The organism is Microbacterium lacus (assembly GCF_044794305.1).
GTDB classification, from domain to species: domain Bacteria; phylum Actinomycetota; class Actinomycetes; order Actinomycetales; family Microbacteriaceae; genus Microbacterium; species Microbacterium lacus_B.
The window spans coordinates 1,741,864-1,767,189 of sequence record NZ_CP084996.1; the positions used below are offsets into that span (position 1 = coordinate 1,741,864).

20 protein-coding genes are annotated in these 25,326 nt (G+C 68.4%); 10 read left to right on the plus strand and 10 right to left on the minus strand.

The features are described 5' to 3' along the window. Positions 1-76: 76 nt before the first annotated feature. From LG299_RS08460 to LG299_RS08495, 8 genes are all read right to left on the minus strand, one after another. Positions 77-1,378, minus strand: coding sequence for an ABC transporter substrate-binding protein (locus LG299_RS08460; RefSeq protein WP_404434707.1), 1,302 nt, complete (start codon positions 1,376-1,378; stop codon positions 77-79). A 175-nt stretch (positions 1,379-1,553) separates the two neighbouring features. After that, positions 1,554-2,489 carry a family 43 glycosylhydrolase gene (locus LG299_RS08465; protein ID WP_404434709.1) on the minus strand — a complete coding sequence of 312 codons (936 nt, stop codon included), beginning with the start codon at positions 2,487-2,489 and terminating at the stop codon, positions 1,554-1,556. A 35-nt stretch (positions 2,490-2,524) separates the two neighbouring features. Next, positions 2,525-3,616 (minus strand): Gfo/Idh/MocA family protein, encoded by a 1,092-nt coding sequence (locus LG299_RS08470; protein ID WP_404434711.1) that lies wholly within the window; start codon positions 3,614-3,616, stop codon positions 2,525-2,527. 127 nt (positions 3,617-3,743) lie between these two features. Beyond that, positions 3,744-4,622, minus strand: coding sequence for an aldo/keto reductase (locus LG299_RS08475; RefSeq protein ID WP_404434712.1), 879 nt, complete (start codon positions 4,620-4,622; stop codon positions 3,744-3,746). Beyond that, positions 4,619-5,377: a cupin domain-containing protein gene (locus LG299_RS08480; protein ID WP_404434713.1), complete on the minus strand. Its 759-nt coding sequence runs from the start codon at positions 5,375-5,377 to the stop codon at positions 4,619-4,621. Before LG299_RS08480 ends, LG299_RS08475 begins: the two co-directional genes overlap by 4 nt. After that, positions 5,374-6,288 carry a PmoA family protein gene (locus LG299_RS08485; RefSeq protein WP_404434714.1) on the minus strand — a complete coding sequence of 305 codons (915 nt, stop codon included), beginning with the start codon at positions 6,286-6,288 and terminating at the stop codon, positions 5,374-5,376. Before LG299_RS08485 ends, LG299_RS08480 begins: the two co-directional genes overlap by 4 nt. Beyond that, the gene (locus tag LG299_RS08490) at positions 6,285-7,397 is read right to left on the minus strand and encodes a Gfo/Idh/MocA family protein (protein WP_404434716.1); all 1,113 of its coding nucleotides are present in this window, start codon (positions 7,395-7,397) and stop codon (positions 6,285-6,287) included. Before LG299_RS08490 ends, LG299_RS08485 begins: the two co-directional genes overlap by 4 nt. 34 nt (positions 7,398-7,431) lie before the next feature. Continuing rightward, on the minus strand, positions 7,432-9,210 hold the full coding sequence (locus LG299_RS08495; protein WP_404434718.1) for an ABC transporter ATP-binding protein: 1,779 nt from the start codon (positions 9,208-9,210) through the stop codon (positions 7,432-7,434). A gap of 89 nt (positions 9,211-9,299) precedes the next feature. Here LG299_RS08495 and LG299_RS08500 point away from each other — a divergent pair, with 89 nt between their 5' ends. The 9 genes from LG299_RS08500 (at position 9,300) to LG299_RS08540 (ending at position 21,522) form a co-directional block, all read left to right on the plus strand. Beyond that, positions 9,300-10,301, plus strand: coding sequence for a LacI family DNA-binding transcriptional regulator (locus LG299_RS08500; RefSeq protein ID WP_404434719.1), 1,002 nt, complete (start codon positions 9,300-9,302; stop codon positions 10,299-10,301). A 169-nt stretch (positions 10,302-10,470) separates the two neighbouring features. Then, positions 10,471-11,829, plus strand: a complete 1,359-nt coding sequence (locus LG299_RS08505; RefSeq protein ID WP_404434721.1) for a Gfo/Idh/MocA family protein — start codon at positions 10,471-10,473, stop codon at positions 11,827-11,829. Beyond that, positions 11,826-12,749, plus strand: coding sequence for an NAD-dependent epimerase/dehydratase family protein (locus LG299_RS08510; protein WP_404434722.1), 924 nt, complete (start codon positions 11,826-11,828; stop codon positions 12,747-12,749). Before LG299_RS08505 ends, LG299_RS08510 begins: the two co-directional genes overlap by 4 nt. After that, positions 12,746-13,642 (plus strand): 5-dehydro-4-deoxyglucarate dehydratase, encoded by an 897-nt coding sequence (locus tag LG299_RS08515; protein ID WP_404434723.1) that lies wholly within the window; start codon positions 12,746-12,748, stop codon positions 13,640-13,642. The genes LG299_RS08510 and LG299_RS08515 overlap by 4 nt, the downstream gene beginning before the upstream one ends. Continuing rightward, complete coding sequence (locus LG299_RS08520) at positions 13,639-14,745, plus strand: mandelate racemase/muconate lactonizing enzyme family protein (protein WP_404434724.1); 1,107 nt, start codon at positions 13,639-13,641, stop codon at positions 14,743-14,745. Before LG299_RS08515 ends, LG299_RS08520 begins: the two co-directional genes overlap by 4 nt. Positions 14,746-14,821: 76 nt before the next feature. Beyond that, entirely contained in the window at positions 14,822-16,264 is a 1,443-nt protein-coding gene (locus LG299_RS08525; protein ID WP_404434726.1) for an aldehyde dehydrogenase (NADP(+)), read from the plus strand. A gap of 269 nt (positions 16,265-16,533) precedes the next feature. Continuing rightward, entirely contained in the window at positions 16,534-18,300 is a 1,767-nt protein-coding gene (locus LG299_RS08530; protein ID WP_404434727.1) for a beta-galactosidase family protein, read from the plus strand. Beyond that, positions 18,300-19,280: a serine hydrolase domain-containing protein gene (locus LG299_RS08535; protein ID WP_404434728.1), complete on the plus strand. Its 981-nt coding sequence runs from the start codon at positions 18,300-18,302 to the stop codon at positions 19,278-19,280. Before LG299_RS08530 ends, LG299_RS08535 begins: the two co-directional genes overlap by 1 nt. 1 nt (position 19,281) lies before the next feature. Further along, on the plus strand, positions 19,282-21,522 hold the full coding sequence (locus LG299_RS08540; protein WP_404434730.1) for a beta-galactosidase: 2,241 nt from the start codon (positions 19,282-19,284) through the stop codon (positions 21,520-21,522). A gap of 131 nt (positions 21,523-21,653) precedes the next feature. On the opposite strand, the gene LG299_RS08545 is transcribed toward LG299_RS08540, so the two are convergent. Beyond that, complete coding sequence (locus LG299_RS08545; protein WP_404434731.1) at positions 21,654-22,640, minus strand: LLM class F420-dependent oxidoreductase; 987 nt, start codon at positions 22,638-22,640, stop codon at positions 21,654-21,656. A 147-nt stretch (positions 22,641-22,787) separates the two neighbouring features. Then, positions 22,788-23,624, minus strand: coding sequence for an alpha/beta fold hydrolase (locus LG299_RS08550; protein WP_404434732.1), 837 nt, complete (start codon positions 23,622-23,624; stop codon positions 22,788-22,790). 179 nt (positions 23,625-23,803) lie between these two features. Here LG299_RS08550 and LG299_RS08555 point away from each other — a divergent pair, with 179 nt between their 5' ends. After that, positions 23,804-25,294: a carboxylesterase/lipase family protein gene (locus tag LG299_RS08555; protein ID WP_404434733.1), complete on the plus strand. Its 1,491-nt coding sequence runs from the start codon at positions 23,804-23,806 to the stop codon at positions 25,292-25,294. Positions 25,295-25,326 lie beyond the last annotated feature (32 nt).

Consider the following 25,326-nt stretch of genomic DNA (forward strand, 5'->3'; position numbering starts at 1 on the left):
CGACTCTCCCGATTGATGCGGATGATGTGGTGTTCCTGGGCCCGGACGTACACGACCGGGCCCAGGAAGCCAGTTGTTACTGGTTGAGGATGACGTCCATTTCGGAGAAGAACTGCGAAACCGCGTCCTCGACCGTGAGGGTTCCGAAGTTCAGCTCGGTGCCGAGCTGACGGAACTTCTCTTCCAGGGTGCCGTAGCCGACGATCGGCACGGGCGGGGCGTCGCCGAGGCGGTCGGCGATCGACGCCTCGTAGTCGCGGACCTGCTGGCTCAGCGGGTCAAGGTCTGCACCCTCGAGTGCTGTCTCGGATGCCGGGAGGCCACGGTTCGTGCCGAAGATCGCACCGGACTCCGGGGAGTTCACCAGGAAGTTGACCAGCGTTGCCGCTGCCTCGGGGTGATCGGTCCCGGCCGAGATCGTGTGCAGCATGGAGGGCTTCAGGTAGAGGTCCTGCGTGCCTTCCTCGGTGACGGGCGGCGCGATGATGCCAAGCTCGGTGTAACCCTCACCGAGACCCGCGAGGTAGCCGGCACCGAAGTTGTCCCACGTGAGCTCGCTTGCCGTCAGCGCGCTGTCGAAGCCGCCCTTCGGGATTACCTCTTCGATGCGCTGCTGCGGAATGCCAATGTTTTCGCGGACGTCGGCACCCGACTCCCAGAACTCGGTGAGGCGCTCTTCGTCGAAGCCGGCTTCGCCGTCTTCGCTGAAGAGGTATGAGCCCTCTGAGCGCAACTGGATCTCGAAGTTCTGAATGCGACCGGTCCAGTCGCTGCCGCCCCAGAATGCGCCGCCGGAGACGTCGGTGATCTCGCCCATCCAGTCGGCGTATTCTTCCCAGTCGCCGCCTTCCCACTCGTCCACGCCTGCAGTCTCCAGCAGAACGGGGTTGGTGAACAGCGCCCACGCGTTGGTGGAGGTGGCGATACCGGTGGTCACGCCGCCGACGACGCCGATCTGCAGGATGTTCTCGGACAGCGGCTCGGTGTCGATGATGTTGCCGAGGTACGGGTCGAGGTCGAGCAGGAGGCCGTTCTCGGAGTACTGGCGCATGTAGGAGTAGTCGAACTGCATGACGTCGGGCAGGTTGCCGCCCGCCGCCTCGGTCTGACGCTTCTCCCAGAACTCGGGGAAGCCCAGGAACGTCGCGTTGACGGTGATGTTCGGGTATTCCTCGTTGAACGCGGCGATGGCCTCGTTGTAGAGCTCGGCACGAATGTCGTTACCCCAGAACGCGAGGTCGAGGGTCACCTCTTCGTTCGGGTCGAAGCTGGCTGCCGACTCGGGGGTGGTGGTCGTGCCACCCGCGCAGCCTGCAAGGGCGATGGCAGCGCCGGTCGCAAGTGCGATGGCGGTGAATGCCCGCTTGTTGCTGAACATCCTTGTCCTCTCGTTGTGAACGTCCGTGTTCGGTATTTCTCCGCCGAACGTTCGTTGTCCGTGTGTGCGGTGGTGTGGCGCTGACTCATGGTGCGGGAAAGCGCTTGCCCGTCACGCTACTACGGGTTGAAACGTTTTTCAACCCTCAATCGGTAATCGTTTTCCCGTCGTGATCTCACAGCGCGTCGCCCGTGTTCAGCACTCCGTCTGAAACGACGAGCTGCGACCGGTACACGGCGCAACGGCGATCATCCATGGTGTCGCCCTCGCCGAAGCCGGCGCGGGCGGGGTGGCCGAAGTAGTAGAACCAGAGCTTCTCGCCCTCGCGAACGGCAGCGCCATGGTGACCGAACCCGGGTCCTGCGACTTCTCCCGCACCGAGGATGACAGCATCCTGATCCCCCTGCCGAGACCACGCAACCGCGTCTGTCGACCGATAGACGCCCATCCCCCGCCACTCGTCGACGATCATCCACCACCAGCCGTCGAGCTCGAAGACGAACGGCCCCTCGTGCGGGGCTCCCCCGATCGCGACGCCGTCGAGTCGCCAGGATTCAAGATCGTCGGACGCCGCGACCATCGTCACCGAGTCACCCGCCTCGTCCTTGTACCAGAGGCGCCACAGGCCATCGGGCGTACGAGCAACCGCCGCGTCGATCACGCGTTCACTCGAGAGCGCGAGGGGTCCGCGCAGTGTCCACCTCGACAGGTCGTCCGAGACGTACTCCACGATCGTGCGGGCGAACCCCGGCCACCGATCGGGTACCCCGTCGATCTCTGTCAGGTACATGCGCCACTTCGTGCCGTCGTGAATGACCTCGGGCGCCCAGTGGGTCCGGTCGGTCACGGACGGCGGCGGGCCTTCGCGAAGGGCCAGGCCCGCAGCATCCGGTTCCAGCGTGCCCGCGTATTCCCACGCGATCCCGTCACCCGAACGCGCGACCGCGATGCGACTGCCGTGCACCCATGCCACACCCGGACCCGGGTCCGGGTGTGTCGCCCGGCGCTGGGTGTAGAACATCCACCACGCGCCGTCGGCGATCACCACCGTCGGGTCGGTCGCGCCGTCATAGACCGGGTCGCGGTAGAGCTCAGGGCTCGCGGGCGTCATTGGACCGCGCGAAGTTCGCAGGGAGTCAGAGACATTCATCGGCCCGGCCGCAGGTCGGTGACCGGGCTGGCGAAGCTCTGGCGATGTGTCGGGTGGTTCGCGAGGTCGGACGGTGTGATCGGCGCACCGCCCGCCGCGGCGGAGGCATAGATCGCCGCCACGATCTCGAACGACCTCGCCGGCGCCGTGGCCGTGTCGGGCAGCGGCGTACCGTCGAGCAGCGCGTCGAACACATCGCGCAACAGCGGGCCGTGGTCGCTGCGCTCTTCGTTCTGCGGAAAAGCCCAGGCGGCCGACTCCTCCTCGAAGCCGGGAGCGGGCGAGATGCTCCAGTTGTCATGGCCGTGTCCGTAGAGGTGCTCGACCGTGATCGTCGCCTTCTGCGTGTCGATCCGGATCGCACTCACCTCGCGCGGAGACACGGCGCTGGTCGTGACCTGGGCGACGACACCGCTGGCGAACGTGACCGTGGCGGTCGAGGCATCCTCCGTCTCGGTCTCGCGATCGAGACGCCAGAGCTCGCCGCGCACTGTTGCCCAGTCGCCGAGAAGGAAGGCCAGCAGGTCGAGTTGATGGATGCCGTGACCCAGCGTCGTTCCCCCGCCTTCGGTCGCCCACTTTCCGCGCCACGGCACCGCAAAGTAGTCGGTTCCGCGGTACCAGAGGGTCTCGCACGTGGCGATCAGCGGTCGCCCGAGGGCGCCGTCGTGCAGAAGCCGACGGACGTGGGCGGCGGCCGTACCCGTGCGCTGCTGGAAGACCACCGCGAGCTCACGATCAGCGGCGACCGCGGCCGCGCGCATCTCGTCGAGTTCGGCGAGAGACGAGGCCGGCGGCTTCTCGACCACGACGTGGGCACCGGCCGCGAAAACGGTGATCGTCTGGCCGCGGTGCGCCCCGGGAGGGGTGCAGATCAGCACGACGTCGGGGTCCTCAGCGGCGAGCAGCCCATCGAGGTCGTCGTACACAGCGGGGACGTCATACCGTTCAGCGAACGCGTCGGCCGCCGAGCGCGTGTGATCGGTGACGGCGACAAGGTCGGCGCGAGGGTGCGCGGCAACGGCGAGAGCGTGCAGATTTGCAACCGCCCCGGTGCCGACGAGCGCGCAGCGCAAGGAGGTGGTCATGGGCTTCTCCGCGTCGAGGGACTGAGCTCACTTCACCCTAGAGCAGTTCGCGGGAAAGCGCTATCCCGCGCGTCCGTCCAAACGAGCCGCACGTTTCGCGGGCGGGCTGGTCAGGGGATCAGTCTGCTCAGTCGTTGCCGCTGGCAGGCGGCGGCCCGAGCTTCTCAACCGCGTCGAAGAACTCGTCTGGCACGACGGCGTCGATGAGAACCGGAAGCGCGTCGAGGCGAGCCGCCGATGTCACCCCGACCACGGTGGTGTCGACCAGCGGGCTCCTCGTGGAGAACTGCAGGGCGGCCGCCGCCAGGTCGACCGACCACTCGGCCGCGAGGGCACGCAACCGCTCGAGGTGGGCGGCGAAGTCGGCGGGCATCTCGCGGTACCCGTAGGTGTTCGCGCCGTTCGCGAGGGTGCCGCCACCGAACGGCGCGGCATTGAAGACCGTCATCCCGAGCTCGCGCGCAAGGCGGAACGTGGGCTCGGCGGTGCGGTCCACGAGCGTGAGGCGATTGTGCGAGAGGACTGCATCGAAGACGCCCGTGGCCACATACTCGTGCACCTGGGCCATGGTGCCCGACGCGATGCCGATCGCACCGATCACGCCTTCGTCGCGCAGCGAGAGGAGGGCTTCGACTCCCCCACCGGGTGCCATCGCTTCGTCGAAGGTCACGGTGTACGGATCGTGGAACTGGTAGAGCGGGAGCGAGTCCACGCCGAGCCGGGTGAGCGACTCGTCGAGCGAACGGCGCACGCGATCGCCATCGAAGGCGCCCGTCTCGAGATCACGATCGGCCTTCGAGTAGATGAGCTTCGTGCCGGGAATGCCTCCGGCACGCGCGATCGCGGCACCCAGAAGCTCTTCACTGCGACCCTCGGCATACATGTTGCTCGTATCGATGTTGCCGAGCGGCGAGACAAGCAGCGCATCCGCCAACTCGGCGCCACCGGGACGTTCCCCCAGACGCGACGCGCCGAGCGTGACGGGGGTGATGGGTACGGCGTTCATTCGTGCTCCTTCGATGGTGCAATCACTTCGTCGCGGGCGGTCGTCTCTGAGAACTCCCACGTCTTCAGCCTTCCGCACATCCCGTATCCACGATCGCCGGGCGTCGGAACTGCGCGCACGACGGATGCTTCACCCAGCGTCCCGGGCAACCCGGCGCGGAGCGCCTCGAGCTGCGCCCGCGTCCGCTCGGTCTCGGCGGCGACCGTGGAAACCCACAGCTCCTGCCACTGCGGAACCCGATCTCGGACGAGTCGCGCCGCTCGCGCGTGAAGCTCGGCGAGGGCCGACGCGCCGTCTGCCCGCCAGGCGCCCAGCAGCTCCGCATAGCCCTCGAGAGCGAGGTCGCGCCGCGCCCGCGCGGCATCCTCCCGGCCGGCACCGACCGGCAGCAGGGCCGCGGCCGTGTAGGCCTCAGCGTCGTCAAGAACCGCGGAGGGAAAGGTCAGCACCGCATCCCCCGCCTCGGGGAGTCCGGAGTTCTGCATGACCACGAGCAACCGCAGCTCGCCGTCGTTCACCAGCCGGTGCACCGTTCCCGGCGAGAACCACAGCACATCGCCCACCGCCAGCGGATGCTCGACGAAGCCCTCACTCGAGAGGGTCTCGACCGCGCCCGACCCGCCGATCACGATATAGCCCTCGCCGGAGGCGGTGTGCAGGTGCGGTGATCCGCCGCACCTGCCGTCGGCGGCGTCCCAGTCGTAGACGGCGAGGTCGCTCACCGCTACCCCACCGGGGAAGAGTGGCGACGTCATCGCCGCTCCTGCAAGACCGTGCGAATGGAGTCTGCGAGCTCTGCCGCATCGTCGGCATCGGCATCCGCAATTCCCACTCCGTAGCGGAACGTGACCGTTTCGCCCGCAGCCACCACGACCTCTTCGCTGAAGAACGGCGCGGGGTTGAGGCCTGCGAACTCTTCGGATCGCGCGAACCACTGGGGCGGATGATGCGGGTTCGAGGTCGCGTCAACCATCACGATGAGCGACGCGGCGTCGACCTCGTCGTGGCGGCCCGCGAAACCCATCCACTCGTGGCGCTGACCACGGACATCGCTGCCCGATCCGGTGCCGTCGATGGTCACCAGCATCTCGCCGGTGAACGAGCGCGGTCCGCGCCAGAACAGCCCGCCGTAGCCGGCGTTCTCGCGCCCCTTGGTCGTCGGTGAACCGATGGCGATGTCGGATGCCGAGACATTCGTCATCGCCGTCTCGAAGGTGAGCACCCAGCTGTCGTCGTCGAGCACGCGCGCGGTGATCTCACGGCGCTCGGTGAAGATCCGCACGCCGCCCTCGGTGATCCATTCGAGGTCGTGGGCGAAGCGCACCACACCGTCGGCGTCTGTGCCCGAGGCCTCGACCCTCAGATGGGTTTGTGCACCATCGTTCGGCAGTTGGACGTAGCCCTGATCACGGACGTAGGTGGGTCCGCCCCAGAAGTTCTCGTCGCCCACGACGGGGAGCGACCAGGCGATGCCCTTGTGCCACACGTGGTCATGCGGGCGAAAGAGGCTGACGAGGTGTCCCGAGCGCGTGCGGATCGGATGCAGATACGGCTTCGGCGACTCGAACTGCTCGGTGTCGGGCACAAAGGTGTACCGAAACAGCTCAACGTCGTCGTCATAGACGGCGAACGCGGACTCGTTGTCGTCGGCGATGGAAAGGGTCATTGTGCCTCCTTGACGGGCGACCACGGCACGGCGCCGCCGTCCATGGACGAGTGGAATGGGTCGTCGTCGGTGATCTCGCCGGCCTCGACCGGTCGGCCCCGAAAAGCCGAGGCATACGTCGCGGCCGCGAATTCGAGCGTACGCCGGGCCTCGTCCGCGCCCACGCCCGGGTCGGTGCCCGCTTCGAGCGCAGAGACGATCTGGGCGAGTTGGCTGAGATGGCTGCTGATCTCGTCGCTGGGCTGCTGCGCCCAGGCTTCGGCGAGCGCTTCGTGCCCTGGCGCGGCCGTGAAGGTCCAGTCCGCATCGGTGTAGCCGTAGAGGTGCTCGACCTCGACGGTCGCGTGTTCGAAGTCGAAGCGCAGCCGCGACGTCTCGCGCGGCGAGACGATCGAGTTGACCACGGTCGCCAGCGCCCCGCCTTCGAACTCGACGACCGCCATCGAGACGTCTTCGGTGTCGGTCGGCAGTGCCTGTCGCGCGGCAAAGGCCGAGAGCCTGCGCCAGGGACCCAGCACCGCGAGCAGGAGATCGAACTGGTGGATGCCGTGGCCCATCGTCGGCCCACCCCCCTCGATCGCCCACCGCCCTCGCCAGGGCAGATCGAAGTAATCAGGCGTGCGGTGCCACAGGGTTTCGCAGGTGGCGACGAGCGGACGGCCGAGCACGCCCTCTCGGACGAGGGCGGCCAGCCGCAGAGCGGCGGCCCCGAACCGATGCTGGAACACCGTGAGCGCGGGCACACCCGTTTCGTGCGAGACCGCCACGAGCCGGTCCATCTCAGCCAGGCTGAGGGCCGTCGGCTTCTCGATAAGCGCCGGCACACCGGCGCGCAGCGCCTGAATCGCGAGCGGAACGTGGGTGAGCGGCGGGGTGCAGACGTGCACGAGGTCGAGCTGCTCGCTGGCGAAGAGTTCGGCCGCGTCGGTGTACACCGCTTCCGCACCGAACCGCTCGGCGAACTGGGCGGCGCGATCCGCGTCGACATCCACCACCGCGACCAGGTCGATCCGCGGGGCAAGGCCCGCGATCGCCTCTGCGTGGGCGTGGGCGATCGCGCCGGTACCGATGATGGCAGCCCGCAGGGCGCGGGACGAAGCATCCGTCATGTCACTCCTTCGTGAGGTGATGATTGGCGCAGGCTCAGCGTGCGGTGCCGGCCTGAGTGAAGTGGAGGTGGGCGTAACGCCCGTTCGCCTCAAGCAGCACGTCGTGACTGCCCTGTTCGACGATCTGCCCGTGTTCGAGCACGATGATGCGGTCGGCCTGGCGGATGGTCGACAGTCGGTGGGCGACGACCAGAGTCGTGCGCCCCTCCATCAGGCGGCTGAGTGCTTCTTTCACGAGCACTTCGGACTCGGGGTCGAGCGCCGAGGTGGCCTCGTCGAGCAGCAGGATGCGCGGGTCGCGCACGAGCGCGCGAGCGATTGCGAGCCGCTGGCGCTGACCGCCCGAGACGCGCGCACCGCGCTCGCCGGCGATCGTGTCCCACCCCTGCGGAAGCGCCTGGACGAACTCCCACGCATTGGCATCGCGCAGGGCGCGGGCGATGCGATCGTCGTCCGCGTGCGGCAGTCCGTACGCGATGTTCTCGCGGATCGTTCCCTCGAAGAGGACAGACTCCTGCGGGACGACCGAGACGAACCGGCGCGCGGTGCGCATGTCGAGGGTCTGCACGTCGGCGCCATCGAGCAGCACCTGCCCGCTCGTCGGACGCACGAACCCGAGCACCAGGTTGAGCAGAGTCGACTTGCCCGATCCCGACGAGCCCACGAAGGCCACGGTTTCGCCCGGCACGATATCGAGGTCGATCTCGTGAAGGGCATCGCGGTCGGCGTCGCGATAGCGGTGCGAGGCACGCACGAGACGGATGCCTCCGCTCACGCGATCGACCGCGTGCTTGCCTTCGTTCTGCTCGAGGTCGGGCTCTTGCATCACCTCTGCGATCGAGCGCACCGACTCGAGGCCGCGGGCCCCGACCGGGATGAGCATCAGAAGCGCGGTGAGGCCACCGGTAAGCAGCGTGAAGTAGGTCGACAGGAGCACCACTTCGCCCGGAGTGATCGGGAGGATGCCGGTGAGCGAGAAGATCGCGGCGAGGACGAGGCATCCGACCCCCAGCAACTGCATCGCGACCCACGAAATCGAGGCAACATGTCCGTTGAGCATGTCGAGGTGCAGGCCCGCGCGACGCACTCCGTCGGCACCGCTGTTCACGCGCGTGACTGCGGTCTGCTCGAGCCCGTGGGCGCGGGTGACGGGGATCAGTGATGCCATTTCGCCGACACGCGCCGACAGTGTTTCGACCTCACGTCGGAAGACCTCGTTGCGCGCCTTCGACCGATTGCGCATTCCGTAGCGGATGCCGATGGCGATCGGGACGGCCAGCGCGTACACCGGGAGGAACTGCGGCACAGCGATCGCGGTCATCGAGATCGCGCCGACCATGACCATGATCGCCGACAGCAGCGGGTGAGTCACCTGCTGCAGCATCAGTTCGACGTTCTCAACGTCGCGCACGACCTTGGTCTGCACGATGGAGGAGCTCACTCGCGTGTGATAGCCGATCGAGAGGCTCTGGAGGCGAGCAGCCAAGCCGTTGCGCAGGTCGGCACCGGTATCGCGCACGACGGTCATGAAGTTGCGGGTGTAGAGGATGTGGTTCGGGTAGTTCTGCACGAGCAGCACCACCGCGAGGGTCAGCCACCACAGCACAGCGGAGACCTCTCCCTGCGTCGCGACGATATCGATGATCGCTGCCGTGATCACGGGCAGAAACCAGAGCGGAATCTCTTTCATCGCAAATGCGAAGAGGGCGAGAGTCATGCGGGCTGGCCGCCGAGCGAGCAGGCGCAACACCGAGCGCGCCGGGTGCGCACCATCGATCAGGTCGGCCGGATCGGAAAGCGTTTTCCTTGCCACGAGTCCATGTTACGCCGAAACGCCGGCTGATCGGTAGGCGAAAACGCTTTCTGGCTAGGCTGGGCCCACCGCTCGCGAAGGGACGGAAGATGCCGGAAGCACCGCGCCGCGTGACGATCACCGACGTCGCACGCACCGCGGGAGTGTCGCTCTCGACGGTCTCGCGGGTGATGAACGGAAACGCCACCGTGGATCCCGTGCTGGCCGAGCGGGTGCGAGGAGTCGCCGCCGAGCTCGGCTACTCCGCCAGCCCGCTGGCGCGCAGCCTCGTGCTCGGGCGCACGAGCACGGTCGCGGTCGTGATTCCCGACCTCGCCAACCCCACCTTCCAGGGGATTCTGCGCGGGCTCAGCCGTGCGGCCGCTGCCGACGGTTTTCACGTGCTCATCGCCGACTCCGCCGAGCAGGTCGATGAAGAGCGCGTACTGGCCGTCGAGACCCGACGGCGCACGGACGGCGTGATCCTGTGCGCACCGCGCATGGCGCAGGACGAACTCGCCGTGCTCCTGCCCAGCCTGTCTCCCGTCGTCGTCGTGAACCGCGCGCCACAGGCGGGTGTCCCCGTCGTGAATGCCGACTACCGCACCGCGCTGCGCGGGCTCGCCGAGCACCTGTACGACCTCGGCCATCGCCGCATCGTGTTTCTCGCCGGTGTTGCCCGCAGCGCCTCCAACGCCGCGCGCCTCGCCGCGATCGCGGACGCGCGCGCCGCGCACTCCGACCTCACGGTGATCGAGCTGCCCTCCGGCGTCGACTTCAACAGCGGTGCGGCCGCCGCCGACGCCGTCATCAAGACGGGCGCGACGGCTGTTCTGGCCTTCAACGACCTCGTCGCGATGGGCCTGATGTCGACGCTCGCCGGTCGTGGGGTGCGCGTGCCCGAGCACGTCTCGGTTGCGGGGTTCGACGACATCCCCTTCGCCGCGTACACCTCTCCGCCCTTGACCACGGCCGCCGTGCCCGCCGCCGACCTCGGCGCCCAGGCCTGGGCTGCCATGCACGCCCTGCTGACCGGTCAGACCCCGAGCCCGATCGTCACCACGAACCCCGAAGTCGTCGTGCGCGGAAGCACCGCGGCCGCGGCATCCTGACCCCCGAAGATCCCGCGAGAACCCAGTCCGCCGACGAGAACCCGGCCCACAGCGGAGTTCTCGTCGGCGGAGTGAGTTCTCACGGAGATGAGGTCTTCGGGGGAACCAACTCGACAGACCCGACCGCACACCTGTAGCCTGAGAAAACGTTTCCTGAGTTGGAGTTGCAATGACCCGTACCCGGTACGCCGTCGTCGGAGCCGGAAGCCGCTCGCAGATGTACGTCGATGCGATCGCCGGCACCTACGCCGAGCACGCAGAACTCGTCGCCATCTGCGAGCCGAACCCGCACCGCGCCGCACTGTCAGTGCGGCGTGCCGTGAATGCGGGCATCGAGGCACCCTCGACATGGCACCCCGATCAGCTCGAAGAGATGATCCGCGCCGAGCGCGTCGACAGGGTCGTGATCACGGCACGCGATGATCTGCACGCGTCGCTGATCGTCCGATCCCTCGAGGCAGGCGCCGATGTCGTGGTCGAGAAGCCGCTGACGATCGACGCCGAGGGCGCTGCCGCGATCGAAGACGCCGTCGAGCGCACGGGCCGCGATGTGCTGCTGACCTTCAACTACCGCTACTCGCCGCGCAACAGCGGGCTGCGTCAGGTCATCCAGGACGGGTTGATCGGCGAAATCACCTCCATCGACTTCCAATGGATGCTCGACACCAAACACGGCGCGGACTACTTCCGCCGCTGGCACCGCGAGAAGAAGAACTCGGGCGGCCTGCTCGTGCACAAGTCGAGCCACCACTTCGACCTCGTCAACTGGTGGATCCGCTCGACCCCGCGCCGGGTGTTCGCCAGCGGTGGACTGCGGTTCTACGGAGCCGACAATGCCGCGGCACGCGGACTCGGCGAGCGCCCCGAGCGCGGCACGCGGGACAGGACTGATGACATGCACAACCACGATGGTTTCGACCTCGACCTGCGCGATCACCCGAACCTGAAGGCGCTCTACCTCGACGCCGAGGCCCACGACGGCTACGTGCGCGACCGCGATGTGTTCGGCGAGGGCATCACCATTGAAGACAACCTCGCGCTCGTCGTGGACTATGCGAACGGCGCGACCCTCAGCTATTCGCTCAACGCCCACGCGCCGTGGGAGGGCTATCGGGTCGCAGTGAACGGCACGCTCGGCCGCGTGGAACTCGACGTCATCGAGCGCGGCGCCGTTCTCGAAGCCGAAGGCCTCCACCCCGTACTCGACCCGAGCGCGGTAGATGCCGGGTCGTCGGGATCGTTGCGCCCCGAAGGCGAGCGTCTGCTTCTGCAGCGCCACTGGGAGGCACCCGTCGAGATCGAAATCGTCAATGGTGAGGGCGGCCACGGAGGCGGCGACGCCATCCTCCTCTCCGACATCTTCATCGGACCGGGCGAAGACCCGCTGGCGCGACCGGCGAACTGGCGCGACGGGGTGCAGTCGATCGCGGTCGGCATCGCCGGTAACCGCTCACTCGAGACCGGACTCCCGGTGAACGTCGCCGATCTCGGCATCCGCCTGCTGTCCACGCCTACGCCCACAACATGAGCCGCATCGTCATCACCGGCGGGGCCGGACGCCTCGGACGTAGCCTCGTCGCGGGGCTCGCTGAGCGCGGACACGAGATCGTCTCGCTCGACCGGTCAACGACGTCCGCGCTCGAGATCGACGGCGTGCGACAGCACGCGATTGATCTGACGGATGCCTCGACCACCGCCGTGACCCTCGCCGCAGCCCGCGCCGACGCCGTCATCCATCTGGCGGCGATCGCCGTGCCGTTCAGCGCCCCCGAAGACGTCATCATGCGGACGAACTCGGCCCTCGCGATCTCGGTACTCGGCGGGGCGGTTGCCGCCGGCATTCCGAAGATCGTCGCCGCGTCCAGCCCCACGGTGCTCGGCTACGGCGCTCCGAACGGCTGGACCCCCGAACGACTGCCGCTGGACGAGGACTCCCCCGCGCAGCCCTGGAACGCGTACGCCCTCTCGAAGCTGCTGATCGAGCAGACCCTCACGATGCTGCAGCGACAGACCGGCGACGCTGTGCGGTTCGCCGCTTTTCGCCCCTGCTACGTGATCGCCCCCGAAGAGTGGGCAGGAGCGCCGACCCAGCAGGGCCACACTGTTCGCGCGCGCCTGGATGATCCCGCACTGTCGGCGCCGGCCCTGTTCAACTACGTCGATGCGCGCGATGTCGCGACCTTCGCCGACACCCTGCTCGCAGCCCTCGGCGACATCCCGAACGGCGAGACGTTCTTCGTGGGCGCCGATGATGCTCTCGCCCGTGACCCCCTCTCCGAGCTGCTCCCCCGCTTCCACCCCGGCACCGCGCGTGCCGCGACGGAGCTCACCGGCACCTCGCCCGCGTTCTCCAACGCCAAAGCCCGGCGCCTCCTCGGCTGGACCCCCGACCACGACTGGCGCACCGAACTCGCGCACGCCGATAAACGAAAGGACGTGCCGGTATGAACTTCGACGGCATCCTCTTCTTCCCCGTCACCCCCTTCGGCGCCGCCGGAGCGATCGACCACGACCTGCTCGCACAGCACGTCTCGACCGGCGTCGAGGCCGGTGCGGGCGGGGTCTTCCCGGCGTGCGGAACCGGCGAGTACCACGCGCTTTCGGCGGCAGAAGCCTCGTCTGTCGTGGCGACAGCGGTGCAGGCGGTGAACGGTCGCGTCCCGGTGGTCGCGGGCTCGGGCGGCACGCTCGGCCACGCGATCGAGGTCGCCCGTGCGGCATCGGATGCCGGAGCCGACGCTCTCCTCGTGCTTCCGCCGTACCTCGTGGGCGGGCCGCAGGCCGGCCTCGTGGCCTACGTCGAAGCGATTGCCGCGGCATCCGACCTGCCCGTCATCATCTACCACCGCGGAAACGCGCAGTACTCGGTCGACTCGGTGCGCCGGCTTGCCGCCAACCCGAAGGTCGTGGGCTTCAAGGACGGCGTCGGCGATCTCGCCGTGGCCCAGCTGGTCGTACGTGCGGTCGCCGAGACCGGGCGCGACTTCGCGTTCTTCAACGGCCTGCTCACCGCCGAACTCACCCAGGCGGCGTACCGGGGCATCGGCATGCCGTTGTATTCGTCGGCGGCTTTCGCGATGATTCCCGAGGTCGCGAACGCCTTCTACCGCGCGTACGTCGACGGCGACGAAGCGCGTCGCGAGCAGATCCTCGACGGCTTCTACACTCCGCTGGTCGCCCTGCGCGACGAGACCCCCGGCTTCGGGGTGTCGCTCATCAAGGCGGGTCTGCGCATCGGCGGTCTGCCGGTGGGCAGCGTTCGCGCACCCCTGGTCGACCCGACCCCCGATCAAGAGGCTCGACTCGCCGCGATCCTCGAAGCGGGGCGCGCACTGCTGTGACCGAGGCTCCCGCAATCCCCACGATCGAGCGCTTCGACGCGCGGCTCATCCGCGTGCCGCTCACGCGCCCGTGGGGCAGCGACGTCACCTCGATCGGGGTCATCGCGACGCAGGTCACTCGGTCGGACGGCGTGATCGGCTGGGGCTTCTCGTGGACGCCGCAGATCGGCGCAGAGGCGGTGCAGGCTCTGCTCTCGCACGACATCGCAGCATTCGCGATCGGTCGCCCCGCCGACCCTGGGTCGCAATGGCTGGCGCTCTGGCAGCACCTGCACGAGGCAGGCGGTGGCGGAATCTCGACGATCGCTCAGGCCGGGCTTGATCTGGCGTTGTGGGATGCCGCGGCCCGCGCCGGGGGCACCTCACTGCCGGGCTTCTTGGGTGCGCAGCGCGAGCGAGTGCGCACGTACGGCAGCGGCGTGAACCTGCACTATACGCAGGACGAGCTCGTCGCACAGGTGCGGCGCTGGGTGGATGCCGGCTTCGACGCCGTCAAGGTCAAGGTCGGCAAGCCCGACGTGGCCGAAGACCTCGACCGCATGCGGGCCGTCCGCGAGGTGCTCGGCCCCGACCGCGCGCTCATGATCGACGCGAACCAGCGGTGGGAGCTCGATCGCGCCACGTCATCGCTCGAGGTGCTCGCCGAGGTGAATCCGGCGTGGATCGAAGAACCTCTTCGCGCCGACGACCTGTACGGCCACAGTGAACTCGCAGGGCGTCTGAGAGCGTCGAGCGGCATCCCGATCGCGGTGGGTGAGAACCTCCACAACGTGTATCGGTTCGACGACTTCCTCCGCACGGGTGCGGCACAGATCGTGCAGCCCAACATCGTGCGGGTCGGCGGCATCACGCCATTCCTCGGCATCGCGGCGATCGCCGCCGAGTACGGCGCCGCAGTGCATCCGCACCTCCTCCCCGAGCTCTCGGGCCAGCTCGCGCTCTGCATGCGCGCGGTGCCCGGAGTCCCGGATGCCCTGGTCGAAGACGTCGAAGATGCCGGGTTCGGCGCGCTCGGTGCGCTGATCGGCCCCAGCCCTGTGAAGATCGAGAACGGCTGGCTGACCGACGCACCCCACGACGGCCTTGGTCTCCGGTTTCGGTGAACGCGAGCCGTCGCATATGTCCCAAAATCCCCCATCGCGAGTCATCTGAGACGGCTCACGGGCAAGAGAGGCTGAAGTGAACACCACACTCGACGAACTGAACGAGACCGTTGCGGCCGCAGCATCCGCCGCACCCATCTGGGCACGATCGACCGCGAGCGATCGCGCCGCGTGGCTGCGCGCCGCAGCGGACGCGTTGGATGCCGCAAGCGACGAACTCGTCCCCATCGCCGACCGCGAGACCCGCCTCGGCGAAGCGCGCCTGCGCGGCGAAGTCGGCCGGACGACCGGACAGCTGCGGCTCTTCGCGACCGTGGTCGAGGAGGGCTCGTATCTCGAACTCACGGTCGATGACGCTGACCCTGCGGCGACTCCCCCGCGTCCCGAGCTGCGGCGCATGCTCGTGCCCGTCGGGCCTGTCGCGGTGTTCTCGGCATCGAACTTTCCCTTCGCCTTCTCCGTGGCCGGCGGCGACACGGCCTCAGCGCTCGCCTCAGGCGCGCCGGTGATCGTCAAGGCGCACTCCGGGCACATCGAGCTCTCCCGCCGCACCGCAGAGATCGTGGCCGACGCACTGGTGGCGGCCGGCGCTCCCGTCGGGTCGCTCGCTCTCGTCGAAGGCCGCGAGGCCGGCAACGCCCTGGTTCAGCACCCGGTGATCCAGGCCGCGGGGTTCACCGGCTCGCTCTCGGGTGGTCGCGCGCTGTTCGACCTCGCCACCGGCCGCCCCGACCCGATCCCGTTCTACGGCGAGCTCGGCAGCGTCAACCCCGTCGTGATCACCCCGGCGGCCGCCAGCGCTCGCGGAGAGGACCTCGCGGGTGGGCTGGTCGCCTCGTTCACCCTCGGAGTCGGGCAGTTCTGCACCAAGCCGGGTGTCGTCTTCATTCCCGAGGGCACCGAGTTCGAAGCATCCGTCGCCGCTCTCGTCCCCGCCTCGCACGGCGGCGTCCTCCTCACCGACCGCATCACGGCCGCGTTCCCCTCGGGCATCGATGCCCTCCTCGCCGACGCGTCGGTCGAGATCGTCGCCGGATCCGTCTCGGACGGTGAAGTCGCCCAGCCGATCGTTGTGGTGACGGATGCCGCGGCAGTCGCCGAGCGCCCCGAACTGCTGCTCGAAGAGGTGTTCGGCCCGGTGACCGTGCTCGTGCGGTACTCGTCCGATGAGGAGCTTCACGCGGCGCTGCGCGCCGTGCCGGGGAGCCTCACCGCGACCCTGCACTCCGAGCCCGGCGAAGAGGTCGAAGAGACACTCGACCTGCTGCAGGCTCGTGCCGGACGCGTGCTGTTCGCGGGTTGGCCGACCGGCGTGGCCGTGACCTGGTCGCAGCAGCACGGGGGGCCGTGGCCGGCGACGACCTCGCTGTTCACCTCGGTCGGGGCGACCGCGATCCGGCGCTTCCTGCGCCCAGTGGCGTACCAGTCCGCACCCGATGCCCTGCTGCCGTTGCCGCTCCGCGACGCGTCGCTCGCGCACCTCCCGCACCGACTCAACGGAGTGCTCCAGGTTCCTTGAACTGTCGGCTCGTGCTTTGCGCGAGTTCGGGGCAGCAAACCTGCGCAACATCCCGCCGCGCCCGGCGCTGGGTGGGGGAACCACGCCCAAACCCCTCAGCCATCATCCGTCAGCCCAGCCCGAGTCGCTTTGGCGCTCGACAGGGAAAGCGCTTCCCCGCTAAGCTGGCCTCACCGCAGCCACCCCGCTGTCGAGTGTCCAGAACACGCCGCCAATGACTCACGCCGAACGGCGTTTCTTGGACACTCAACATCAGTATGAGGACGACGATGACGACTTCCCCCTCCCGCTTCCAGATCGGCGAGACCGACTTCCTGCTCGACGGGCAGCCCCACCGGATCATTTCCGGCGCGATGCACTACCCCCGCGTGCACCCCGACCAGTGGCGCGACCGAATCCACAAGGCCCGATTGATGGGGCTCAACGCGATCGAGACCTACGTCGCCTGGAACGCCCATGAGCCCGTGCGTGGGCAGTGGTCGCAAGACGGCGCCGTCGACCTCGGCCGGTTTCTCGACATCATCGCCGACGAGGGCATGCACGCGATCGTCCGGCCGGGACCCTATGTCTGCGCCGAGTGGCATAACGGCGGACTCCCGACGTGGCTCACCGCCGACCCCGACATGAAGCTCCGCAGCTCCGACCCGCGCTACCTCGAGGCGGTGACCGACTACCTCGGGCGCGTCAACGAGATCCTCGTTCCGCGCCAGATCGACCAGGACGGCTCGGTGATCCTCGTCCAGATCGAGAACGAGTACGGCGCATACGGGGCTGACAAGGCGTACCTCGCCGAACTCATCCGCCTCACGCGCGCGGCGGGCATCACCGTGCCCCTCACACAGGTCGACCAGCCCATCCCCCACATGCTCGAAAACGGCGCGCACGAGGGCCTGCACAAGACCGGGTCGTTCGGATCCCGCATCCACGAACGCCTCGCGACGCTGCGCGAGCACCAGCCCACCGGGCCGCTCATGTGCATGGAGTTCTGGTGCGGCTGGTTCGACCACTGGGGCGAGAAGCATCACACCACCGCCTTCGCCGACAGCGCCGCCGACCTCGACCTGCTGCTTGAGGCCGGGGCATCGGTCAACATCTACATGGTGCACGGAGGCACGAACTTCGGTCTGACCGCCGGCGCGAATGACTCGGGCCGATACCTGCCGATGGTCACGTCCTACGACTACGACTCGCCCATCACCGAAGACGGGCGCACGACCTCGAAGTTCCGAGCGTTCCGTGACGTCATCGCGAAGCACGCGCCGGTGCCCGACGAGCCGCTCCCCGAGGCTGTGGACGCCCCGACCCTGACCGTCGCGCTCGAGAGTGTCGGCAACCCGCTGGACGCCGTCGTCACCGACCGCGGCGAGTTCACCACTCCGCCCACGATGGATGAACTCGGCTCCGACCTCGTACTCGTCGAGTACGCAGCATCCGTCTCTGTCGATAGCCAAGCCGTGCTCGAAGCCGAAGTCCGCGACTACGCCTGGGTGCAGGTCGATGATCGGCCCGTCGGCATTCTGCAGCGCACAATCGGTGACAACTCGCTCACGATTCCGTCGGGCGAACGCCTGCGGCTCCTGGTCGAAGAAACCGGGCGCGTCAACTACGACACCAAGATCGGCGAGGCCAAGGGCATCATCGGTGTGCCGTTGGTCGATGGGGTCGAGATCGCCGGTCCGTGGCAGGTCCGGACGTTCGATGTTCCTGCCCTCGGTCAGGCGGTGACGGATGCTTCCACCTCCGCCGCGCTGACCAACGACCGCGCCGCCGGGCCTGTCGGGCTCCGCGCCACCTTCGACCTCGAAGCATCCGCCGACCTGTTCCTCGACACACGCGGCTGGGGGAAGGGCTATGCGTGGGTGAACGACTTCTTCCTCGGCCGCTACTGGCGCCGCGGCCCACAGCGGACGCTCTTCGTCCCGGGCCCTGTGACCCAGCCCGGCCAGAACACCATCACGATCGTCGAACTGGAGTCGCTCACCGACGCGACCGCCCGATTCGTCGCCCGGCACGACCTCGGTCACGAGGTGGAGTGATGACCGCAGGGTTCTCACGCGCGTTCGACTGGACGCGTACGCAGGTTTCGGAGGGCCGTCTGCCGACGGCGGTGCTCGGCATCGCCACCAAGGACGGCACGGTCGCCCTCGACGCCTTCGGCGCAACAGCGCAGCGCACAGCCCGAGTCGACGACCACTACCGGCTGTTCTCGATCACCAAGCCGCTGACCGGACTCACCGCGGCACGGGCCATCGAGCGCGGCCTGCTCTCTCCCGAGACGCCGCTGAGCGCGGCGCTCCCCACGTTCGGTGCGAACCGCGACGACATCGTGCGCCTGCTCCACCTTGCCAGCCACACATCGGGCATCAGCGAACCGCCGCTCGATGCACCGAATCCGATGCGCGAAGACCTGCTGCGTGCCGGGCGCGACTTCGCCGCGGGCACCGCCTCGCGCTACTCCACCCTCGCGTTCGAGGGCATCGCGGCGCTCATCGAGCACGCGACAACAGAGACGTGGGATGCTGCGACCCTCGCGTGGGCCGCCGAGGTCGGTGCCGACGGACTCACCCTGGATGAAGCATCCGACCCGCACGACATCGTCGGAGCAGCCGACGCGGGCGTCGACATCGCTCGTTTCGCACGCTTGCAGAGCCCGGGCGCCGGACTCATCGGCCGCGCGCCCGACCTGCTCGCCATCGCCTCGGCGCTCCTGCGGAACGGTGAAAGCATCGTGCAGCCCGCGACCCTCGCCATGATGCGTCGGCCGCTCACCGGCGACATCCCGCGGCTAGACCCGTACCCGGCCGAGCGCGGACAGGACTGGGGGTTCACCTGGAACCTGCCGACCCGCGCGCCCGGGCTCATCGACCGCGACGCCTACGGCCACGGTGGTTGGTCGGGCGGTGAGTTCTGGGTGCACCCGAGTGCCGGGGTCGCGTACGTCTTGCTCACCAACCAGGCTCCGCCCAGCGGGGTCGACGCCGACCTGCTCGACAACGCGATCATCGGCGGACTCTGACATGACCGAACTCACGCTCTCTCCACGAGGATGGGACTCGCCACCGCGCACCGCGCCCATGCCCGCCGCAGGCGAAGAAGTGCTGGGGCTCGCCGTCACCGACCGGGCGGTGCTTCGCGACGGTGCACCGTGGATTCCGGTCTCGGGAGAACTGCACTACAGCCGCATCCCCCGCGCCCGCTGGGGCGAACGCGCACGCCAACTGCGGGCCGGCGGGATCTCGGTCGCCTCGACCTATGTCTTCTGGTTGCACCACTCTCCAGAGCGCGGGGTCGCCGATTTCGAGGGCCAGAACGATGTCGCAGCGTTCATCGACGAGTGCGCCGCGTCGGGGCTCGAAGTCTGCCTCCGGATCGGACCGTGGGCTCATGGCGAAGCGCGCAACGGCGGCTTCCCCGACTGGGTGCAAGAGCAGCCGGTCATCCACCGATCCGACGACCCGGTGTATCTCGATCTCGTGCGCGAGTGGTTCGGTCAGCTCGCCGCTGCACTGGGCGGTCGAGCCCGCCCAGGAGGGCCGATCATCGCGATCCAGCTCGAGAATGAGCTGTACGACCGGCCCGAGCACCTCAGCACCCTCAAGCGACTCGCGCGCGAGGCCGGGATGTCGGCGCCCTTGTGGACAGCCACCGCGTGGGGCGGCGCCGAGCTGCCGACAGACGAGGTCTTTCCGCTCTACGGCGGGTACGGTGACGGATTCTGGACCGAGCCGGATGCCCCGTGGGATGACTCTTTTCGTGCCCACTACTTCTTCTCCCACGTGTGGGATGACCCCGGCGTCGGAGCCGATGTGCGCGAAGCGCAGGGGTTCAGCGCGGCTTCCGCTCCGGAGAACGACGATGACGAAGCATCCGTCTTCCCTCCCGCCACCTGCGAACTCGGCGGCGGGATGGCGACGGCCTACCACCGCCGGCCACGACCTTCGGCGCTCGACGTTGCGGCGGTCGCACACATCAAGGTCGGCAACGGGTCGATGTGGCAGGGGTACTACATGTACGCCGGCGGCACGAACCCCGGCCCGGGCCTGCACGAATCGCAGGCGACCGGCTACCCGAACGACATGGTGCCGCTCAGCTACGACTTTCACGCGGCGATCGGGCAGTCCGGCGACGTCACCCCGAGCTACGCTCTGCTGCGCGGCCAGCACGCGTTTCTGAGCGCGTTCGGCGAGATACTGGGTGACCTCCACTCGAGCCTGCCCGACGTTCTCCCGACGGGCCTCGACGATGCCGAGACCGTCCGCTGGGCGGTGCGCTCGGACGGTGACCGCGGATTCCTGTTCGTCAACCGCCATCAGCCGCATCTCGGTCTGGCCGACTCGGCACCCGTGCAGTTCCGCATCGGCGATCTTGTCCTGCCCTCCGAACCCGTCGCTATCCCCGCCGGATCCCTCAGCCGATGGCCGCTCGGGCTGTCGATCAACGGCGAGCGCCTCGACTGGGCGACGGCCTCCGTGCTGACCGTGCTCGATGAGACTCTCGTACTCGTCGCCGACGAAGGCGTCCCCGTCGAGATCTCGGTGAACGGTGTGGTGCGGGCGGTCGAGCCGTCGTGGACGCCCGTCGCGGACGGGTTGCTCGTCCTGCCTTCCGCTCTCGCACACGATCTCTGGGTGCGCGAGGTTTCCGGCGGTGGGCGGGTGCTCCTGCACAGCCCTGCACCGTTGACCTGGTCTGACCGCAGCCCGGTCACAGTGCGCGGGGGCAACAACCCGGAGGTCGCGTCCTACGACCCGGCATCCGGCAGGTGGCGGAAGCACGACATCGCCGACCGCGAAGTGCCGGCCCTCTCGTCGGAGGTGGGACTGCGTCTCGAGCGTGCGGGGGAGGCCGCGGCATCCGACTACGGATTCGGCGGCGAGCGCCACACTGCACCATCGCCCGGGCGGTTCGACGATCTCGCCGCGGTCTACCGGCTCGAGCTGCCCGAGTGGTCGCTCGAGCAGGCCCATGATGCCGTCCTGCGCATCGACTGGGCGGGCGATGTCGCAGAGCTCCGCGTGGGCGGCGTCGCGGTCGACGACCGGTACTGGGATGGCTCGACCTGGACGATCAGCGTCCTCGATCTGGGGCTGGCGGCGGCCGACGTCACCCTGCACGTGCTCCCCCTGTCGGCCGAGTCGACCGTGTGGGTTCCCGAGTCCGCGCGAGCGCGGCGCACAGCCACCACGGATGACCTGCTCGCGGTCGATGCCGTGCGCGTCTCCTCACGCGGCCCGTGGCGCGAGGTCGTCGGCACCTAGCGCACCCGCGGCGTCAAAGTTCCGGGACGACTCACGCTTTTCACCACTCGCACGGTGGCACACCGCGCGTGTGATCCCGGAACCTTGACCGCCTGACGCCCTGACACCGACTCGCGCTCAGAGAGCGGCACCTACGCGAGCGCCCCGATCACGTCACGCTCGAACAATTCCACGCCCGAGAGGTCGTAGGCCGCCTCGGGGAAATAGTGGATCGCGTAGCCGAGGCCGTGCTCGCCGTTCTCGGCAAGTCGCTCGGTCACCTGCTCGACCGACCCGAAGCCGCGCGAAGACAGGTAGTCCTGCTCGATCTGGTCGGCGCGCTTCTGGCCGACGTGCGGCAGGATCCGCTCCTTGACCAGCGCGAGCCGGTCGTGAGCCTCGGCTTCGGTGGCGCCCACGATCGTGTTGAAGTTCGCCGAGCGGGTGATGGAGCCGAATTCGCGGCCGAGGTCGTCGCAGTGCCCGCGGAGGATCTCGCTCTTGCGGTCGAACTCTTTGAGCCCACCCGCGAAGTTGGTGTAGTCGGCGTACTTCGCCGCGATGCGCAGCGTGACCTTCTCGCCCCCACCGGCGATCCACAGGGGGATGCCGCCCTCCTGCACGGGAAGCGGTCGGACGATCGCTCCGTCGACCTGATAGTGCTTTCCGTCGAGTGTCGCCATGCCGGTCGACCAGGCCTGATGCATGATCTTCACACCTTCTCGCAGCATCCCGAGCCTGTCCTTGATCTCGGGGAAGCCGTACCCGTATGCCCGCCACTCGTGCTCGTACCACCCGCCGCCGATGCCCATCTCGACCCTGCCCGCTGACACGTGGTCAATAGTCGCCGCGATCTTTGCAAGGTAGGCGGGGTTGCGGTAGCCCATGCACGTGCACATCTGGCCGAGCCGGATGCGCTCGGTTGAGGCGGCGAACGCCGCCATGAGCGACCAGGCCTCGTGAGTCGCCTCGTCACTGTGCACCGGAGTGGTGTGGAAGTGGTCGTAGACCCACAGCGACTCCCAGGGCCCCGTGTCGGCGCGCTGGGCGAGGCCTCGCATGAGGCTCCACTGCTCCGCGTCGGCGATGCCGACCAGGTCGAAGCGCCAGCCTTGGGGAATGAAGGTTCCGAATCGCATTTCCTCAGCCTATGGGGGGACCGTCGTCAAAGATCCGGGACGGATGCGGTCTCAGACCATCCAGTGGCGGCACAAACCGCGATTCGTCCCGGAGCTTTGACGCCCGACGCGCGCGACCTCGTGCGGCGACGCCGGGATGGCGGCGAGTCACGACGAGAGGAAGGCCAACAGCGCCTCGTTGACCTCGTCGCCGTGTGTCCAGAGCAGTCCGTGCGGAGCGCCCTCGATCTCGACGTAGGTCGCGTCGGGGAGGAGCTCACGGAACTTTCGGGCGGTCTTGTCGATCGGAAGGATATTGTCCGCCGTGCCGTGCAGGATGAGCGCCGGCACCGTCACCGACGAGATGTCGTCACGGAAGTCGGTCGGCCAGGTGAGCGGCGCCGCAGCGATGCCTGCGTTGCCTGCCTGGTTGGCGACCTGAACCGAGGCATCGACCGCCGCCTGCGAGATGCGCGAGCCGAGGTTCTCGTCGAGGTTGTAGAAGTTCATGAAGAACCCCTGGACGAACCCGTAGCGATCCGCTCGCACATCGGCGGCGATGCCGTCGAAGAACTCCTGCGGGCCCGCACCGTCGGGGTTGTCATCCGTGATCAGCAGGAACGGCTCGAGCGAGCCGAGGAAAGCCACCTTCGCGATGCGCGCGGCGCCATAGCGGGAGAGGTAGCGGGCGATCTCGCCCGTGCCCATCGAGAAGCCGACGAGCACAGCATCCCTCAGATCGAGGTCTTCCATCAGGGCATGCAAGTCGGCCGCGAACGTGTCGTAGTCGTAGCCCGAGGCTGTCTTCGACGAGGCACCGAAGCCCCGGCGGTCGTAGGCGATGACCCGGTACCCGGCGTCTAGGAGTGCCGCCTGCTGCTTGCCCCACGACTCTCCGTTGAGAGGGAATCCGTGGATCAGCACGACAGGCTGTCCGGTCCCCTGGTCGGTGTAGTAAAGGTCGATATCGGCCGAGTTCTCGGTTCCGACGGTCACATATGCCACGATCGCTCCTTCCGGCCGCGACCCGCGCCACGGCCACTGTCGACGTTAGGGCGGCCCACCCGAACGCACCAGGGGTTGACAGGTATGACGCACGCACATGCCCAGGTGTGATGAGGTGGAAGGACATGCAACCTGCTGGGCACTCTGCGCAGAGCCCCGCTACCCGCGAAGGAGCGACTGTGACCGAACCCGAAGACCCCGTCGTCTCGATCGCGCCCGGCAGGGTCCGGGGCCGCTGGCGCGGCACATCCGGTTCGGCCGGAGCATCCGCCGCGTTTCTCGGCATCCCGTTCGCACAAGCGCCCGTGGGCGACCTCCGATTCGCCGCGCCGCTAGCGCCCGAGCCGTGGGACGGCATCCGCGACGCCGTGGCATACGGAGCGACCGCTCAGCGGGGCGACAACGGAATCACGCTGATCCCCGAGCCTTCGGTCCCGGGTGATTCGACACTGAACGTGAACGTCTTCACGCCGGTACCGGGCGACACAGCGGCGGCCCTGCCGGTGCTCGTCTACATTCACGGCGGCGGATTCGTCTCGGGTTCGCCGGCGAGCCCCTGGTACGACGGCCGGGCCTTCAACAGCGACGGAATCGTCACGGTGAGTATCTCGTACCGCCTCGGCTTCGACGGGTTCGGCCACATCGCCGGAGCCCCCAGCAACCGCGGCGTGCGCGACTGGCTCGCAGCCCTCGAGTGGGTGCAGCAGAACATCGCGGCGTTCGGCGGCGACCCGGGCCGGGTGACGATCGCCGGACAATCCGCCGGCGGCGGCGCCGTGCTCACTCTGCTCGGGATGCCGGCGGCCCACGGGCTCTTCCAGTCCGCCTGGGCACTCTCGTCCGCGCTGGTCGACGTGCCGAGGGAGCGGGCGCGCACCCTGTCGGCCAAGCTCGCCAATCTCGCCGGCGTGTCCCCCACCCGCGACGGCTTCGCGTCGGTGCCCGAGGCCACGCTCACCGCGTTGCAGAACGCCGCGGGCGCGACGGAGTCGAAAGACGCACTGGCCGGCGTACGAGCACTGCTGTCGGATGGTCTGCCCTGGGGGCCGACCATCGACGGAGACCTCATCACCCGGCCGACGATCGAATCGCTGCGCGCGGGTGTGGGCTCTGAGATACCCCTCGTGCTCGGCACCACCGACGACGAGTTCACGATGACCACCGACGGAGCGAAGGGCAGACTGCGATTCGTCCCCGTCGGATTCGCTCTCGGAAAGCTTCTGCCGGAGCCCACTGCGCGCAAGGCGTACCTCGCCGACGGCGCCGCCCAGCGACGCAAGGGCACAGCGGCCGTGCTCGGACGCTACGTCACCGACACGATGTTCCGCACCACCGTCGTGCAGGTCGCCGACGCGCGCGGCGCCGCGCCGACCTGGGCGTACCGGTTCTGTTGGCCCTCACCCACCCGCACCTGGGCCTTGCACTGCCTCGACGTGCCGTTCTGGTTCGATTGCCTCGACGCCGACGGGGTCGCGGCGATCGCCGGCGAGGCTCCCCCGCGGGCTCTCGCCGATGCCGTGCACGGCGCGGCCGCAGCCTTCGTGCGCGACGGCGACCCCGGCTGGCCCGAGTGGGCCTCCGCACCGGGAGTGACGCGGATTTTCGGGGGCGAGGCCTCCCACCCCGACATCGAAGCCGACGGCTACGCGAGCGTCCGCGCCCTGCTCTGACCGGCGAGGCGTGAAGGTTCCGGGACGAATCA

Excerpts from the sequence above, each read along its gene's own strand:
- LG299_RS08460 (WP_404434707.1), bottom strand. The coding sequence starts at position 1,378 with ATGTTCAGCAACAAGCGGGCATTCACCGCCATCGCACTTGCGACCGGC.
- LG299_RS08465 (WP_404434709.1), bottom strand. The coding sequence starts at position 2,489 with ATGACGCCCGCGAGCCCTGAGCTCTACCGCGACCCGGTCTATGACGGC.
- LG299_RS08470 (WP_404434711.1), bottom strand. The coding sequence starts at position 3,616 with ATGACCACCTCCTTGCGCTGCGCGCTCGTCGGCACCGGGGCGGTTGCA.
- LG299_RS08475 (WP_404434712.1), bottom strand. The coding sequence starts at position 4,622 with ATGAACGCCGTACCCATCACCCCCGTCACGCTCGGCGCGTCGCGTCTG.
- LG299_RS08480 (WP_404434713.1), bottom strand. The coding sequence starts at position 5,377 with ATGACGTCGCCACTCTTCCCCGGTGGGGTAGCGGTGAGCGACCTCGCC.
- LG299_RS08485 (WP_404434714.1), bottom strand. The coding sequence starts at position 6,288 with ATGACCCTTTCCATCGCCGACGACAACGAGTCCGCGTTCGCCGTCTAT.
- LG299_RS08490 (WP_404434716.1), bottom strand. The coding sequence starts at position 7,397 with ATGACGGATGCTTCGTCCCGCGCCCTGCGGGCTGCCATCATCGGTACC.
- LG299_RS08500 (WP_404434719.1), top strand. The coding sequence starts at position 9,300 with ATGCCGGAAGCACCGCGCCGCGTGACGATCACCGACGTCGCACGCACC.
- LG299_RS08505 (WP_404434721.1), top strand. The coding sequence starts at position 10,471 with ATGACCCGTACCCGGTACGCCGTCGTCGGAGCCGGAAGCCGCTCGCAG.
- LG299_RS08510 (WP_404434722.1), top strand. The coding sequence starts at position 11,826 with ATGAGCCGCATCGTCATCACCGGCGGGGCCGGACGCCTCGGACGTAGC.
- LG299_RS08515 (WP_404434723.1), top strand. The coding sequence starts at position 12,746 with ATGAACTTCGACGGCATCCTCTTCTTCCCCGTCACCCCCTTCGGCGCC.
- LG299_RS08530 (WP_404434727.1), top strand. The coding sequence starts at position 16,534 with ATGACGACTTCCCCCTCCCGCTTCCAGATCGGCGAGACCGACTTCCTG.
- LG299_RS08535 (WP_404434728.1), top strand. The coding sequence starts at position 18,300 with ATGACCGCAGGGTTCTCACGCGCGTTCGACTGGACGCGTACGCAGGTT.
- LG299_RS08540 (WP_404434730.1), top strand. The coding sequence starts at position 19,282 with ATGACCGAACTCACGCTCTCTCCACGAGGATGGGACTCGCCACCGCGC.
- LG299_RS08545 (WP_404434731.1), bottom strand. The coding sequence starts at position 22,640 with ATGCGATTCGGAACCTTCATTCCCCAAGGCTGGCGCTTCGACCTGGTC.